13 protein-coding genes and 1 tRNA gene are annotated in these 16655 nt (G+C 58.6%); all 14 read right to left on the bottom strand.

Annotation, left to right across the window (positions count from 1 at the left end; genetic code table 11):
• Positions 1-668: 668 nt before the first annotated feature.
• Complete coding sequence (locus CPBF1521_RS15065; protein ID WP_115677506.1) at positions 669-2285, bottom strand: alpha-glucosidase; 1617 nt, start codon at positions 2283-2285, stop codon at positions 669-671.
• Between the two features lie 369 nt (positions 2286-2654).
• Complete coding sequence (locus tag CPBF1521_RS15070) at positions 2655-5111, bottom strand: VirB4 family type IV secretion/conjugal transfer ATPase (protein WP_115677507.1); 2457 nt, start codon at positions 5109-5111, stop codon at positions 2655-2657.
• A 102-nt stretch (positions 5112-5213) separates the two neighbouring features.
• Positions 5214-5525: a VirB3 family type IV secretion system protein gene (locus CPBF1521_RS15075; RefSeq protein WP_115677508.1), complete on the bottom strand. Its 312-nt coding sequence runs from the start codon at positions 5523-5525 to the stop codon at positions 5214-5216.
• Entirely contained in the window at positions 5518-5928 is a 411-nt protein-coding gene (locus CPBF1521_RS15080) for a TrbC/VirB2 family protein (RefSeq protein ID WP_115677509.1), read from the bottom strand. Before CPBF1521_RS15080 ends, CPBF1521_RS15075 begins: the two co-directional genes overlap by 8 nt.
• Before the next feature lie 62 nt (positions 5929-5990).
• Positions 5991-6812: a lytic transglycosylase domain-containing protein gene (locus CPBF1521_RS15085; protein WP_181901274.1), complete on the bottom strand. Its 822-nt coding sequence runs from the start codon at positions 6810-6812 to the stop codon at positions 5991-5993.
• A gap of 56 nt (positions 6813-6868) precedes the next feature.
• A complete protein-coding gene (gene virB11 / locus CPBF1521_RS15090) occupies positions 6869-7909 on the bottom strand; it encodes a P-type DNA transfer ATPase VirB11 (protein ID WP_164740152.1) in 1041 nt (346 codons plus the stop codon).
• A gap of 14 nt (positions 7910-7923) precedes the next feature.
• Positions 7924-9114: a TraB/TrbI/VirB10 family type IV secretion system protein gene (locus tag CPBF1521_RS15095; RefSeq protein ID WP_115677512.1), complete on the bottom strand. Its 1191-nt coding sequence runs from the start codon at positions 9112-9114 to the stop codon at positions 7924-7926.
• The gene (locus CPBF1521_RS15100; RefSeq protein WP_115677513.1) at positions 9111-9878 is read right to left on the bottom strand and encodes a TrbG/VirB9 family P-type conjugative transfer protein; all 768 of its coding nucleotides are present in this window, start codon (positions 9876-9878) and stop codon (positions 9111-9113) included. Before CPBF1521_RS15100 ends, CPBF1521_RS15095 begins: the two co-directional genes overlap by 4 nt.
• Positions 9875-10900 carry a VirB8 family type IV secretion system protein gene (locus CPBF1521_RS15105; RefSeq protein ID WP_181901251.1) on the bottom strand — a complete coding sequence of 342 codons (1026 nt, stop codon included), beginning with the start codon at positions 10898-10900 and terminating at the stop codon, positions 9875-9877. The genes CPBF1521_RS15100 and CPBF1521_RS15105 overlap by 4 nt, the downstream gene beginning before the upstream one ends.
• 126 nt (positions 10901-11026) lie before the next feature.
• Positions 11027-11437 (bottom strand): TcpQ domain-containing protein, encoded by a 411-nt coding sequence (locus tag CPBF1521_RS15110; protein WP_115677515.1) that lies wholly within the window; start codon positions 11435-11437, stop codon positions 11027-11029.
• Between the two features lie 350 nt (positions 11438-11787).
• On the bottom strand, positions 11788-13461 hold the full coding sequence (locus CPBF1521_RS15115; protein WP_115677516.1) for a type IV secretory system conjugative DNA transfer family protein: 1674 nt from the start codon (positions 13459-13461) through the stop codon (positions 11788-11790).
• A 35-nt stretch (positions 13462-13496) separates the two neighbouring features.
• Positions 13497-13739 (bottom strand): hypothetical protein, encoded by a 243-nt coding sequence (locus tag CPBF1521_RS15120; RefSeq protein ID WP_104581988.1) that lies wholly within the window; start codon positions 13737-13739, stop codon positions 13497-13499.
• A gap of 541 nt (positions 13740-14280) precedes the next feature.
• Positions 14281-14355, bottom strand: a tRNA-Val gene (locus CPBF1521_RS15125).
• A 104-nt stretch (positions 14356-14459) separates the two neighbouring features.
• On the bottom strand, positions 14460-16481 hold the full coding sequence (gene uvrB, locus CPBF1521_RS15130; RefSeq protein WP_102253869.1) for an excinuclease ABC subunit UvrB: 2022 nt from the start codon (positions 16479-16481) through the stop codon (positions 14460-14462).
• Positions 16482-16655: the final 174 nt, after the last annotated feature.

Consider the following 16655-nt stretch of genomic DNA (forward strand, 5'->3'; position numbering starts at 1 on the left):
GCCAGTGAGCTGACCGCCCACGGCGCCAGCCCTCTGCACCAGGAGCACCAAAGCCCCTCTCCCACTGGGAGAGGGGTTGGGGTGAGGGTACGGCGCAAGCGCAGCGTGCACCCACGCAGTGCCCAGCGTTGCTCCATGGGCCGTCACTCAGGAGGCGGCGCTGCTGAGCAATAAACAACGATCATCTTTTCGACCGGCCTGGCGCCATCAATCAAAAGAAACCCGCCGACGTGATGTCGGCGGGTTTCTTTTTCCAGGTTTCTTTACCCGAATCTGTATCCACTCTGTATCCACTTCTAAAAAAACGCCCAAGATCAACCGCCGATCAAGGCATTACCGGATGTAAAAGCAGCGCTATTCGCACGGCATCGGCCTGGGGCATCGCGATAGCACCAAGGCTGCCCGCAACACATCCATCCTCGCAGTCGATCACCATCGATCTGTACCTACCAGTCGGACATCCCGGACGTATGCAAGGCATCACCGCGTGCCGCGTCCGAACAGCAGCAGCAAGGGGATCTATGAAAGGCTCGCGCAGCCCGCGTAGCACTGCAGGTAGCCAGCGAACCAAAGAACTCCGAGGTAAAGAAAAGCGAGGCACCCCTTCAGGAATGCCTCGCTACGTAGAAGGCGATCACGCAACCACAGCTACCGGTCACGATGCCACATCAGCCACCTTCGATCGCGCAAACCACCGCATGCCCGGCCAGGCGCAGGTGGCCATGTTCGATGGCTCCGCGCTCCACGCCCGGCACATCGACTTGCTTCCACGCGCCAGCCGGCAGCTCAAGTTCGGCCCTGTGCGCCGACAGATTGAATGCCAGCAACATCACCCGGCCGGCATGCTCGCGCCGGAACATCAACACAGGCTCGGCGGTGTCGTAGAACGTGATCGCACCCTCGCGCAACGCAGGCTCGCCCTTGCGCCACGCCAGGAACTGGCGCACCGCGCTGAGCACGGACAATGGATCGTTCTGCTGCACACTCACCGCGTTCGCACGATGCGCCTCAACCAGCGGCAACCACGGCTTGCCGCTGCTGAAGCCTGCCGACGGCGCGTCCGTCCACGGCATCGGCGTGCGGCAGCCATCGCGGCCCTTGAAGGTTGGCCAGAAGGTGATGCCATACGGATCGCGCAGATCCTCGAATGCCACCTCCGCCTCGCCCAGGCCCAGCTCCTCGCCCTGGTACAGGCAGATCGACCCGCGCAGCGAACACAGCATCGCCACCACCATCCGCGCGAATGCCGGCGACGCATCTACCCCGCCCCAACGCGTCACCGCGCGCACCACATCGTGGTTGGAAATGGCCCAGCACGGCCAGCCCTCCAGCATCGTGGCTTCGAGCCGGCTCACCGTCTCGCGGATATAGGCCGCGCTGTAGTCCTGCACCAGCAGCTCGAAGCTGTAGCCCATATGCAGGCGGCCATGAGAGGTGTACTCGGCAGTGGTCGCCAACGAGTCTTCCGACGAGATCTCGCCAAGACTCACGGCATGCGGATAGACATCCAGCAGCCCGCGCAGGCGCTCCAGGAAGGCCAGATTTTCCGGCTGGGTATTGTTGAAGTAATGGTACTGATACGCGTACGGATTGTCGGCGCTGAACCCACGACCCACCCGCTTGTCGGCCGGCTTGGCCGGATTGTCGCGCAGCTGCGCATCGTGGAAGCAGAAGTTGATCGCATCCAGGCGGAACCCATCCACGCCGCGATCCAGCCAGAAGCGGACGTTATCCAGCGTCGCCTGCTGCACCTCGGCGTTATGGAAATTGAGGTCCGGCTGGTCGACGAGGAAGTTGTGCAGGTAGTACTGCTCGCGCCGCGGCTCCCACTGCCATGCCCCCCCACCGAACAGCGACAACCAGTTGTTGGGGGGCGTCCCGTCCTCACGCGAATCGGCCCACACGTACCAATCCGCCTTTGCGTTGGTCCTGTCCTGCCGGCTCTCCTGGAACCACGCATGCGCGATCGAGGTGTGGCTCAACACCTGGTCGATCATCACCTTCAAGCCGAGGCCATGCGCCTTGCCGAGCAGCCGATCGAAATCGTCCAGCGTCCCAAACAGCGGATCCACTGCACGATAGTCCGCGATGTCGTAGCCGAAGTCGGCCATCGGCGACTTGAAGAACGGCGAAATCCAGATCGCATCCACGCCCAACCCGGCGATGTAGTCGAGTTTGGCGATGATGCCAGGCAGATCGCCCACCCCATCGCCATTGGAATCCAGAAAACTGCGCGGATAAATCTGATAGATGACGGCCCCGCGCCACCATGGTGTCTGCGACATGTACGCCCCTCCCGGGCCATTGCAGGCGCCAGAACATGCGCCCAGCCAAGGCAGCTAGGGTAGCGGCGCCCGTAGCGTACGGCGCATTTGTGCATACGTATTCATGTCGCTAGGCAGCGACGCTTCGATCGCTCAAAAAGCTACATCACAATTCGCAGCATTTCACTATTCACCATGCGGGCATGACATGCAAAAGACGGCAACCCCAAGCGCATCGAAGCGTTGCATGTAAAAATTTCTGTTCAGCAACTGAAACTGGCGGCTTATTGACACTAAAAGCGACCTGTTACGAAGCTGCCAGCAACCGATGCATCACCCGCCCGTTAATCTGCGACGGGTTTTAGACACATTGCGCATACCGACTCGAGCTTATGCGTGATCCTCAAGGCCAGCGTCTTTGGCACGCTTGCGTTTACCTGAGCCCTTTCGGTTCGCATAGAAGTCTTCCAGCCACTGCTCTGGCGTTAGCTGGTCTACGCTTACACCCAGCTTGTCGGCTTTCCGCGACAAAATTTGATGCATGATTTCGATGTTGTCGGTTGAGGATGAAATCACTGAAAGGGCATCATCCATCCCACGCAGGTTGAGCTGGCACACCGCCGAGGCATGGCCTTGCTTGACCAGGAAGCAGCGCGAGCGTTCGTCCAGCGACACCACCACCTGATACTCGGCGTCAGTGAGCTTGAGCCCTTCCATATAGTCGTCGCGGCTGGCGCTGGGATTGGGCAGCAGGACCATGGTCGCCGTCTGTTCGATCAACGCGGCTGCGATGTCGCTCGCCAGTGCGTCTTCCGGGCTCTGCGTGGCGAAGATGCCCAGACCGTTCTGCTTACGGATCGTCTTCTGCTTGTTCTTGGCGAATTCCTTCAGCCCGCCCTTGCCGTCCAGAATCTTCCAGAACTCGTCCATGACATAGATCAATGGACGCCCGTCGATCAGCGCTTCCAGGCGATGCAGCAAATAGTTGATCACCGGCACGCGCACTTCGGCGTTATCGATCACATCGGTGTAGTCGAAACCAATGATCGATGCGCGCGTCAGGTCGACGGTGTCCACCGGATTGTCGAATACCCAGCCCAATGAATTGCCGGCGGTCCAGCGGCGCAGGCGTGCATACAGCCCATCGTCGCCCATGTTGGGCAGGCTCTTGCGGAAATTGCTCATGCTGCGCAGATGCATCGGCGTGTCCAGCATGCCTTCCACTGCGCGATAGATGTCTTCTTCCTCACGCGAGCTGTATTCGGGCTTGCCGCCCAGCACCTTGATCAGCTCGGCCAGGAATTGCGTGTTGGCCTCGTTGCGTTCGCACTGGAACGGATTGAAGCCCGTCGGCGCGCCATTTTCCAGCGCCAGATAGTTGCCGCCGCAGGCGCGCACGAAAATCTCCGCGCCGCGATCCTTGTCGAAAAAGAAGATCGTCGGAACCGGGTCGAACTTCTGCACCTGGCTCAACAGGAAGTTGATCAGCGCCGTCTTACCGGTACCGGACTTGCCAATCACCATGGTGTTGCCGATCGCCTTCTCGCCCAAAGAATTCTCGGCCGGATGCGTAGCATGGAAGTTGAAGTAATACGGTTGACCATTGGTGGTCTGCAGCGTGGTGACGCAATCACCCCACGGATTGCTGTGTTGCTTGCCCTGGGCGAAGTTGTGCAGCGGCGACAGGCCCAGGAAGTTGAGAGAACTCAGATTGGCAATGCGCGTACGGAAGCGCCAGTTGCCCGGCAGCTGCGCGTAGAACGACGAGGCGATCGCTAGGTCTTCCTTGGACGACACGAAGCCGGCATTAGAGAGCTCTGCACGCGTGGTCGCGATTTGCCGGGCGAGTTTTTCCTGGCTGTCGGCGTACACCGCAATGGTGAAGTGATATTCGCCCAGCACGAAGTTGCCCGAGGCCACGTCGTCCATTGCCAGGTCCAGATCGCGGATCTGGCTGGAGGATTTGTCACCAGAGGAAATCATCATGCCCTTGGTACGGTCCAGCACCTTCAAGGCGTCATGACGACCCACCGGGCTAAAGGAGTGGGTAACAACATACTCGAAGTCGAGATACTTCAACCCATTGAGGATGCCCGGATAAGTCCCGTCGGCGTATTCCTTGACATTGAGGATCGCGCCGAAATGATTGATGCCATCCGGCGTGCGGATGACGAAGTCGCCGGTCTTGTTGGCGAACATGTGCTTGCTGACAGGCAGATACGCTGGAACCGGCGCCTGCAGCACAGGGACCGGCTCGTCGATGCGATTCAATAAGTAACCAAGAAACTCTAAGGCCTCAGAAAACACGACACCGTTCTTGGCTTCGTACATACCCAGTCGATAAGGTGAGTAGTCTTTGAGAACTGCCTCGACATTAGTGGCCAGTTCGATCACCTTGGCGATTGCCTGTTCTTCCTCGCCCCGAATCTTGTTCGGATCGCCGGACTTTTCCATCAAACGACGCCCGGTAACCACCGGACGGTAGATCATGCTGAAGTACAACTCGTTCTGCATGATCTTCTGCGACGACAGCGCCGCGTAATACTCATCGGAGAGCGTCTGGTTGAACGACTGATTGAAACGGCTGGAATTACCGATCTTGCGTCGGCGACGAACGTCGTGAACCCAGAACGCCACATTGGCAAAGTCTGGAGCACGCAAAGTCTGTACCAACCGGTTGAAGGTATTGTGCCGTTGCTCAAGTTCGAACTCATCGCGCCCAACGAACGGCAGACCCGCCAGATGCCAGATCAATAGATAGTCCCCACCGGTCGTCTTCAGAACAGAAGGCGCGACATGGGTCGAAATGGAGACGAATTCACTGATCGGACTATCTGGGCTGAACATGGTCTTACCAATTTAAGAAGGAAGCATCACACCAAAACGATCGTGCCAAACGCCAACCCCATGCGGCTTGCGCGCATGGGGTTGGTCGAACGACTTACTTGCTTACTGGCGTTTTCCCGGGGGAGTCTTGCGGTACTCGTTAGGACTGAACACCCACATCCCCGAATAACGCTGAACATTCCGGGCTCGCATACGGAACAACCAGCGCAATCCCAACAACCTGAAGATCATCTCGTCCCGCTTGGCCATCTGTTGCATGGCGAAGATGATGACGGGAATCGTCAACAGATACCAAAGATTGGTGTACATCCCCAACAGCAGGCCGCCACCCGCACCGATGAAGAATGGGATGTAAGGCACTCCCAAAAACATCGCTGGACGAGTGCACCCACGGAAGAGAACGTCTTTATGCATAGGACTGAGCAAGCTGCAGCAATGTCATGGAGACGCTTTTGCAATCTTCAGTACCTTCGCTACCAATCACCATATTGGCGATTTGGCCAGCTGCACCGATCAGGACGCCACCAATCAGGATCGGCGAGACCTCAGCGATACGCTTGTGAGCAAAGGCAATCTGGTAACCGGCAATAATCACCGCAATCGTGACCACGGCGACCGAACCCATGTTCAGCAGCGAATTGACGTTGTTAAGAAAGCCGCATACCTTCGTGTCAGTTTCGGCTAGGCCGCCGGCACTAGGCGTTGCACCGACACCGGACGCAAGCAGCAGCAACGAGGTAAACACGAAAGCCTTCAATGCCTGTTGGCCGATCATCTTGGCGTCAGCGGCCGTCTTCTTGTTAATTTCAAACTTCATATCAATCTCCTTGGGGAACAGGGGGGGCTAATAGCCAATCCTTGGCAGGTTTTCCTTCCTGGTTAAAAAACGAATGCGGCATCTTTTTGCTGTGTCGCAGGCATCGGTTGCGCCGGTGCCATGCTGGCTGGCGCTTGGTTCATTACGGTTGGGGCTTGTTGCACGCCGGCAGGTAGGGCAACACCCCGCCCCTGTCCGGTTGCCTTGACCACATATAGTCCGTCGTCGGCTGTACTGGCCTGGGATACGTGGGGCGATGGCAGTTGTGTCGGCGTGGGCGATGCAATCATAGGGCCCTGCTGTGAAGCTTCTGTGCGCCCGGGATTTGCGAGATCCTGGATCCGACGTGCAACGATCGCATCAGCCAGCTCGACGGCTGCCTGACGCAAGGGTTTTTCGACACGTACCTTGATCGGGCGGTTCGGAATCACGGTGATCGGCTCGGCCCCCGAAGATGCCACCGACTGACGAATGGAGGCATAGATCTTCTGGACATAACCATGCTTGAAGCCGGTTTCGAAGTTGCCCGAGTAGTAGCAACTGAACGACTTGCCCCAGTTGGCACCGGATCGCGAGTGGCACTCGGCCAGGATCCTGGATGCAGCGACCAGGTTGGGACACTTGGCAAATGCCATCTCATAACTGGTCAGCCCGTACTTCTGCAGGTTGTAGCGATTGACCTGACCAAGCCCCAGGGAGAAATTGTAGCCCTTCTGTTCCAGCATCTTGGCCGTGGCTACCGCTTCTTCGAGCCCACGCGGTTCGCGTGCCAGCCGGCCACCGACTACGCCGATGGCGTACGGATTGCGCGAAGACTCCACGCGAACGACGTGCTGCATGACCTCGCCTGGGACGGCAAGTCCAGTACAACCCATCAATTCCATGCCAGGCAGCATAGCGGTCTCCTTGAAACTGGATCGACGTCAATCATTGGCGGCCGTCAGCCGCCACGCAGAGTTCTTGCCGGATCGAAATCGATTCCGGTAATAAAGCGGCGCCCGGCGTGCGCCTTGATGTGCACCACGATATCGATGGTCATACGCAGCAGCCGTTTGATCACCTCGAATTCCAGCCCGGAGCCTTCGTTGGACGCTTTCACCATGAGCGCCAGCTGGTCCCAGGTCTGCTCGACGCTGCCGGCATGGCAACTGGTGATCGAACCAGGATGGCCAGATGCACAGTTACGGATGAAATAAAACGACTCATCGCCACGCAACTCGGCCAGGATGATTCGATCCGGCTTCATGCGCAGGCAGGCCTCCATACAACTCTTGGCAGTCACATTACTCACACTTTGGCCACCTTTAGAATACAAAAGGTGCACCGAATTGGGCTGACTGATGAATAGCTCGCGGGCGTCTTCAATGGTGACCAGGCGTTCCTCGTTCGGAATGTGATTGACCAGCGCCTTCATGAAGGTGGTCTTGCCGCTACCGGTTGCACCGGCGACCACCACATTCTTCTTGTAAAGCACCGCTTTCTTGAAGAACTCGGAGTACTCCTTGTTGCGACGCAACTCGAGCAGTTCACGGTCGTGATCGCTGACATCGGCAGCCTGCTCGAGTACCTGGTCAAAAAACCCGTCGCTTGTGTACTGCTCGAGGGTCTTGGTGTGTTTGGAGGGCAGGCGAATCGTGATCGAGACCTTGCCGGCATCGCAGGCAGGCGGAATGACGAACTGCGCACGCTGGCCCGTCGGGAAGGTCAGAGAGACCACCGGATCGGCGTCAGTGATGCGCTGCCCGGTGTTGCTTTCATTGACGACCGCCGTACAGAACTGCCGGGCCCGATCAAAGGTCAGCGACGGCACATCCATGCGTTGCCAGCCATTGATCGTCTCCAGGTATAGCTCACCGGGACGATTGATGCAGATTTCCGTGACTTCGGGCGAATTCAAATAGTCCAGGATCCCCAGTACGGAGTACTGGTAATCCAGGAAATCATTCGAGATCCGCGCCGTCGGAGAATCGTCGATCGTCATGGCGGTCGTCGCGCTCACTTGGGCAGCACCGCCGAAAAATCGACATCCTTCGCAACGTAGACGTTCAGGACCGTTCCTTGATTGATCGTCAGCGTTGCAGGGCGACGCCCGGATTTCTCTACCGCCTGTTGCGCAAGTTGCTGAACGCTTTGGGCGGTGTTGCTCTCGAACGGCTGCTGCGTGATGACACCGGAACCTACACCGATGGTGGTCGTCTCCGGACCGTACTCCGCAGCCGCGTACTTGAAAGCATCGCTTAAAAGACTGATGAACAACGCCGAAGCGATCTTGTTGCCCCAGTGAGCGTCATACTGGCCAGGATGACCAGCACTGCCGAGCGTGTCGATACCCGGGCCGACCAGAGTGACATCGAGCCCGGTTGGAGTAGTCACGCGATCCCAGACGACCTGCAGGCGCCGGGTCGTGGGTTCGCCTGCACCATACTGACCCAGCATCTTCGAACCCTTCGGCAACAGCAGATTGTGCCCATTGATCGAATAAACCGGTTCGGTAACGATACAGGACGTATAGCCGCCAAAGTCGGAAATGATCCGCGTTTCCAGAATGCAACGGATATAGGTACCGCGCACGAGCAAACCGTCAGGATTGCTGATCGGCTTGGCCAGCGTCACCTGCTCATCCTCTTGAGCTCCAGGCTGTGCGCCAGTCTGACCCGACATCCCGGGAGTGCCCGAAGCATTGCCGCCAGCTGCAGCGGACTGCTCGGCCAGAATGCGTCGTTCCAGCAAGGTCGGAGCGCGCGGACGCTCTGGAGCTTCGGCGGGCATGCTGTCGTTTTCGTCGATAGGCATCGGCGGCAGCGGCGGCAAACTCGGTTGTTGCGCAAGAGGCACCGGAGCCGTCTCGACGGGTGAGGTCATATTTTGCGGAAGTGCAGGCGCGACAACCGTCTCGGCACGCGGCTTCACCGGTGCAGAATCGTCAGAGCCCTGCTTTGCCAACCAGAAAATAGCTAAAAGTAACAAGCCGGCAACCAGTGCGAGAAAAACCAGCGCCTTCCGGTTCAACCGTTTGATGTCGCTGGACCGCAACACAGGCTCAGTCGAATCCAGATCCGGCTCCGCAGCCGCCTGCTGGCGTGCGAAGTACGGATTACTGCGCTCGTCGTACTCGTTCGTTACGGGCTCATCCGATCGGTTGTCCCGGGAGCGCTCATCAGGGCTGTTTGGAATGTTGGAGTTCACTTTTGCTTGTTCCTTCGCAGACCGACGACATTATCGCCATGACGAACTACCAGAAAGGGGTAGGTTCCATGAACGATCAAGGTATTACCCTCAACGGTCGTATTCACGAGAAAGTCCTCGCTATGCTCTTTCTCACGAGCAAATACCGCTGGGAAATTACCTGTGGGAAATCGTGTTAAATCCATATTGATATAAGTGAACTTACCGTCGTCATAGACTCGGCTCGGAATCAACCAGGACTTTTTGCTTCGCGTAGCAAAGTCATAGTCGTAATAGTAGCGACGATCCTTGAGAATCTTCGCATTCAACAGAGGACCATCCTTAGCGGCAGCTGCATCCTCGACATTGTTGAAGCTCGTATCCTTGGGGTAACTGAATACCACTTTGTATTGTACGCCGGCCTGTTTGGCCTGCTCCAGGCGTTGCCAATCGGTCGCAACAACCTTGAGCTCGAGGATATAAGAATGCGTAGCCGTACGAATCATCATATTCGTATCGACGTCGACGTTCTTGGGCTTCAGATAAAAGACGTTTTCACGACGTGTCAGCTCCCAGCCTCCGGTAAAACCGGTGCTGTAGTCAAGAATCTTTTCATTGGGACTGAGTTCGATCTGGGTGGTGATGCCCAGTCCGGTACGCACCTGATAGATACGGTCGGGTGCGTATTCGTATTCTTGTACGACCTGAGCTGCAGCCGAGAATGCGCACAATGCAAGTGGCAACACTGCAGCCAATGCCGCCCTGTAGGGGTTAGAGGGTTTCATCGACCGCTTGCTCCATTGACATTGTTCGGCATCCCTTGGGGTTGGATCGTGGGCTGGGCTTGAGTTTGGCCGGACGGCTGAGGCTGTGCCTGGCCAGGATATCCGGGCTGCTGTTGCACTGGAACGCTACCAGGAGCCGCCTGCATGCCCTGCTGCGCCGGGACACTGGCTGGCGTTGCAGCGCCAGCGGCATTCGGATCAACCATGCCAGGAGTCATCGGCTGCTGATAAGCTGCGGCCTGTGGTGCAGCTTGCGCCTGCGTGCTGATCGCGGACGGCGCGGCAGGCAAGGCCGAGTAATCGTTATCGACACGATAATCGGTCACCCGGAAACCAAGGGGATTTTCCACTCTAAGGCTATCACTCATCTGCAGGTTATCCTGGTAAGCGAACCCCATAGTCGCAATCTTGTTGTCCAGAAGCGTAGTTACAGTAGATGTCTTATCGTAAACATTCCGCTGAAAACGCACCGTCGCACCCGTATACGGCTTACCTTTGCCACCGATAAGGGTGATGCTGAGAATATTGATGCGGATTGCACGCAGCCTTCCATAGGTATTGAAAGGCCTCGTTGGATTATTACCGGCATGCAGCGCGCGATACTCGGCAAGCACATTCGTTGCCGCCATCGCAGCAACCGTATTCCAGTCGCGATCACCGATGGTAGACGCATCGAATGACTCACGGGCCAGGATGAAACGCGCAATATTGCTACGCGCCAATGCCTCGCTGGTGCTGATGGTGCGTCCGCCGTAATTCGCTTCGAGCTTGGCAATGGTGCTGGTGCCAGAATACGCGTCAGCCATTACCAGGTAAGGCACCTTCTCCTTCAGCGGCAACATGTAGTAATAACCGCCGGCCGTCATGACGGTAATGAGCATGGAGACGGTCGCCACCACCCATGCGCGCTTTTCGCTGCGGCGTGCGAGATCGGCGATGCTGACCTCGTAGTTCACCGCTTTCTGGACGGCCGCACCAACCTGGGCGGAACCGTCCTTTTCACTCACTTTCTTACGCAACATGTCGAAATCCGTCACCGTAGGGCCTTGTCAGGCCTGAAACTATCGCCGCGAAGAGCACGGACGCATGGGAGGCTTGAGCCGACTCGCCGACCGAATGCTGGAGAGCATCGGATCAGCAGTCAGCTCTTAGAGTTTGGCTCCAGACGACACCGGCACCGGCTGTACCAACAGCTTGTTGGCGGAGACCGAGACCGACACCCCTTGCGCCGCGTACACCGCGCTCAGCTCGGTTGCGGCTTGCTGCACACTGGTGGTACTGATGTTGGAAACCGGAGCGATCAGGGTGTAATCCGAAGGCAGGTTGTACGACAGCTGCATGTTGGAATCCGCAGCCCACCGTTCCAGCATCGTCTTCAGCGTGCCGTCCATCGGCGTGGCCTGATACGTATAGGAGGTGTAAAGCGGGATCTCAGTGGGCGCTTCGTCAAAGTGATTGACGTGCTTCCAACGTCCACCAAAATCGGGAGCAGGCTTGGTCGCGCACGCGCTGACCAACGCAGCGACCACCAAGACCAGCGACAGCTTGGGCACACACATCGGATTCACTCTGACTTCTCCAACTCATGAGATTTCGTGCTTACGGCGAACAGCACGACGGCCCCGCTCACCGTCAGGTGGCGGAGGGAATTTGCCTTCGATGCAACTTGCGGGCGCACATATCCATCCGAGCCAGCCGAAACAGGCCAACCGGCACCGCACATGCGCGTCAACGAAAAAAAAGAATACGCTGCAGAACCATCCATAGCCTTACTCCTGTGCGGCCCCGTCTGGCGCCGCCCCCCTTTAACAAAAAATCAACATTGCGCAAATTCTGGGTAACTTTGCCCTCAACGTACGCATGAGTCAAGAATCGCCGGCACGTCGCCCCATCTATTTCGTGACCAAAATCACACTTTCACGGAAAGCGTTTTCACGTCCGTCTTCGGCAACAGGCGTGCGGTGAAATATCGATCTTCGTAGTAGCGGATCTTGTCGCACTTCACCGGGTGCGGGATGCCCTCGTACAGGAAGACCTCTTTCTGGTTGCCCATTGCCTTGAGTTCCTGCGGAAGCATCAGGGCACGCCGCTCCTCCGAAACGCTACGGGTAGTCTCCCTGCCGCGGGTGACGTTCTTCTTCTTGATGGTGGTGTAGCCCAACATTTCGGAGTAGTCGTTCGCATCCTGCTGCTCGCGCGGCGCATACAGGATCTGCAGCGCATGGTTGGTGATGATGGTGCGCGACAGATCCTTGCCGTAGGTCGCGTCCAGCTGCGCCATGCTCTGGATGATGGGCAGCAAACGAAGGTTGTAGCCCGCCATGTAGGCAACCGCAGTGGCGATGATGTCGACCTTGCCAATCGAGGTGAATTCGTCCATCAACAGCAGGCATTGGTATTTCAGCTCTGGATTGGACTTCGGCAGCTCGCGCGTGTTGAGGTTGATGATCTGGCTGAAGAGCAGATTGATGATGAGCCGGCTTTCGGCCAGCTTGTTGGGCTGGATGCCGATGTAGATCGTCATCTTCTTCTTGCGCAGATCGGTGAGCAGGAAGTCGTCTGCGCTGGTTGCCGCATCCAGGACCGGGTTGATCCATGCGTTGAGCGGCTCTTTCAGGGTGCCCATGATGGACGCGAATGTCTCATCGGCCTGTGACAGCATGTTGGCAAATGCCGAGCGTGCATTGCTGCTGAGGAACCTGCGCTCGGACAGCGACTTGAGGTACTTCTTGAGGTCTGTGCCATCTCCCGACGACAGGCGGTAGATGCCGCCAAGCGTGGGAGCCCCTGCCCCGCCAGGGAAGCCGAGCGACAACTCCTCGTCCTGGTTTTCGAACAGATACAGGGCGAACGCCATGAAGGCATTACGCGCCTGACTGACCCAGAATTTCTGGTCATCCGACCCGTCCGGATACAGCATCGCGGCGATGCTCATCAGATCCGACACACGAAAGGCGGGGTCGCTGGACACGTAGGTCAGCGGATTCCACCGATGCGTACGACGGTCTTCGGCAAAAGGATTGAAGAGGAACACCTCATGCCCCTGACTGGCGCGCCAGCCACTGGTGAGGTCGAAGTTCTCCTGCTTGATGTCCAGGACCACGACCGATTCCTGGTACTCCAGCAGGTTGGGAATGACCACGCCGACGCCCTTGCCGGAACGCGTTGGCGCAGCGAGGATCACGAACTGTTGCCCGCTCAGCCGTACAAGCTTGCCGTTGAACTTGCCGACGACGATGCCGTTACCACTAGGCTTGAAAAGACCGTGCTTGGAGAGGTCTGCCGCTCCGGCAAAGCGCGCATCACCATGCAGCGCCCGTGCCTTCGGCTTGACCAGGAGCACGACCGTGATGGCCCAGATGATCCCGGGCAGACCAAAGCCGAGAATGCCGGACATCTTGATCTTGGTTGCGTAAGGCGCCACTTCCGGCAAGCCCAGCGCCTTGACGTAGCGGTAGTAGGTATCCCAGGCGTACAGCCCGGTATCGAGCCGCAACAACAGAAGCGTCAGATACCCGGACAGGAAATATCCAACAAGCAATGTCACCAGGGTGGCGACTGCAATTAGTTTGGCTTTGGACACGCGCCCCTACTCCTTGGCTTACTTCTCAACGGCAATTAGCGACGGACGACGGGCTTGTGATCGACCAGATCCGCCTTGCGCCCGCCGCTCTCGCTCTCGACGAGCGAGTCGATCCAGACTCTGGCTTGATCCAGCGACAGGTCCGGCGTAAGCCGGGTTCCGGCATCCGTCACGACGGCATAGGCAACCACAGCGTCAGGCGCGTAAGTATCCTCCCGGGTGATTGCCACGACACGGTACCCGCCCCTGGTCAGCACGGTGTGCTGATACTCGTCCATCGCCAGCCTTCCTTTTCGTCAGCGCGGAGGCGATGCTAAAGCAAGACGTGTGATGGAGAAAGCGGTTTCGGCGAAGCCGGCTCAACAGCGCCTGCTTTCGACGCAAGGCGAGGATCGGGATGCGTCAGTGCTGGAGGAATTCGGTTGACACTTGAAGTGCTTTCAAAGCCACGCGCATGCCTGGCGGTGACAACTCCCCTTGTGGATGAGGTGCCCAGCTATGGATGCGGTGCCCAGCGCCGCGACGAAACAACGTTGAACAGCGGCCCGAGCCTGCCCCCCAGGACACTCGACGCATGGGACGCAAAAGCGCCCGGCCTGCCAGGCCGGCGTGCAGCCGCCCGTGACGCCTAGCCGCTGCACGATGTTCGATTCAACACGCTTGGGGACGCCAAGGATGGAAACGAAAGCGATCGTCGAAGACCTGGCAAAGGACGCACGGACGCTGCGAGCGTAAATGCATGAGCCAACCTGGGATCCGCGGCAGCAGTCGCTGCCGATGTTGAAGCCACTCAAGTCGCCATGCCGTCTGGACTTGGAGTGGTGGGCGGTACAGGGTTCGAACCTGTGACCCCTACCATGTCAAGGTAGTGCTCTACCGCTGAGCTAACCGCCCGTTTCCTGCATCAGCATTGCGCTGTGCAGGGCGCGCATTCTAGCGCAGGGTTTGGATCGCCACAAGCCCTCCCTGCATCCGAACTGCGACGCTGTCGCCCTGCCCTACGCCAGACTGGCAGCTTTCAGTTTCTGGATCTGGTCGCGAATCTGCGCGGCCGCCTCGAACTCCAGGTCCTTGGCGTGCTGGTACATCTGCTGCTCCAGGCTCTTGAGCTTGCCGGCGATCTGGGCAGGCCCCATCGCGCGGTAATCGGGCATTTCCTCCGCCACCTGACGCGACTTCGAGCGTCCCTTGCCCGCCTTCTTCTCGGCGGCATCCTCGCGCGCACCTTCCATGATGTCGGAGATCGGACGCGCCACCGACTTGGGCGTGATGCCATGTTCCAGGTTGTACTCGACCTGCTTCTCGCGGCGACGGTCGGTTTCGTCGATCGCGGCCTGCATCGAGCGCGTCATCTTGTCGGCGTACAGAATGGCCTTGCCGCGCAGGTTGCGCGCGGCGCGGCCAATGGTCTGAATCAACGAACCGGTCGAACGCAGGAAGCCTTCCTTGTCCGCGTCCAGGATCGCCACTAGCGACACTTCCGGCATATCCAGACCTTCGCGCAACAGATTGATGCCGACCAGCACGTCGAACTTGCCCAGGCGCAGGTCGCGGATGATCTCCACGCGCTCCACGGTGTCGATATCCGAATGCAGATAGCGTACGCGGATGCCATGCTCGCCGAGGTACTCGGTGAGGTTCTCGGACATGCGCTTGGTCAGCGTCGTCACCAGCACACGGTCGCCGAGCTTGATGCGCTCATGGATTTCGGACATCAGGTCGTCCACCTGCGTTCCGACCGGGCGAATTTCGACCACCGGATCGATCAGCCCGGTCGGGCGCACCACCAGCTCAGTGATCTCGCCGGCGGACTCACGCAGCTCGTAGGGCCCCGGCGTGGCCGACACATAGATGCTGCGCGGCGAGCGCGCCTCCCATTCCTCGAAACGCAGCGGCCGGTTGTCCAGCGCCGAGGGCAAGCGGAAACCGAACTCCACCAGCGTTTCCTTGCGCGAGCGGTCGCCCTTGTACATCGCGCCGATCTGCGGAATGGTCACATGCGACTCGTCGATGACCAGTAGCGCGTCCGGCGGCAAATAGTCGAACAACGTCGGCGGTGGCTCGCCGGGTGCCTTGCCGGTGAGATGCCGCGAATAGTTTTCGATACCGTTGCAGAAGCCGACTTCGGCCATCATCTCCAGATCGAACTGGGTGCGCTGCGCCAGGCGCTGCGCTTCGACCAGCTTGTTCTGCGAGTACAGCTGCTCCAAGCGCTCCTTCAATTCCTCCTTGATCGTATCCACCGCACTCAGCGTGCGCTCGCGCGTGGTCGCGTAGTGCGTCTTGGGGTACACGGTGTAGCGCTGCAGCTTGCGCAGCGTTTCGCCGGTCAGCGGATCGAACAGGGTCAGCCGCTCGATGTCGCCATCGAACAACTCGATCCGCAGCGCTTCGGTGTCGGATTCGGCCGGGAACACGTCCAGCACTTCGCCACGCACACGGAACGCGCCGCGGGTCAGTTCGAATTCATTGCGGGTGTACTGCAGGTCGGTGAGATGGCGGATCAACTGGCGTTGGTCAATGTGCTCACCCACCGACAGGATCAGGCGCAGAGACAGATAGTCTTCCGGCGCGCCCAGGCCGTAGATCGCCGACACCGTGGCCACTACCAGCGAATCGCGACGCGACAGCAGGGTCTTGGTCGCCGACAGACGCATCTGCTCGATGTGCTCGTTGATCGAACTGTCCTTCTCGATGAAGGTGTCCGACGACGGCACATAAGCCTCGGGCTGGTAGTAGTCGTAGTAGCTGACGAAGTACTCCACCGCGTTGTGCGGAAAGAACGACTTGAACTCGCCGTACAGCTGCGCCGCCAGCGTCTTGTTTGGCGCCATCACCAGGGTGGGCTTCTGCACCTGCTGGATCACGTTGGCAATGGTGTAGGTCTTGCCGGAGCCGGTCACGCCCAACAGGGTCTGCTTGGCCAAGCCGGCCTCGAAGCTGGCAACCAGCTTGTCGATGGCGGCAGGCTGATCGCCGGCTGGGGAGTACGGGGATACGAGCTGAAAACGGTCGGTCATGGAGCGGTGCCCTCACATCGACTACTGAGTATAGCGACGCAGGATGATGGTCGTGTTCGTGCTTTCCCTACTCCGACCCGAGCAGCGGACTGATAGTTGAGCCTGCTCGCTTGCAGGATGCTCAATGTCCACGGAAGGAGCATCGAACGGAATGGAGAGGAGACAGCCTCACTC

It is taken from the genome of Xanthomonas euroxanthea (assembly GCF_900476395.1).
GTDB lineage: Bacteria > Pseudomonadota > Gammaproteobacteria > Xanthomonadales > Xanthomonadaceae > Xanthomonas > Xanthomonas euroxanthea.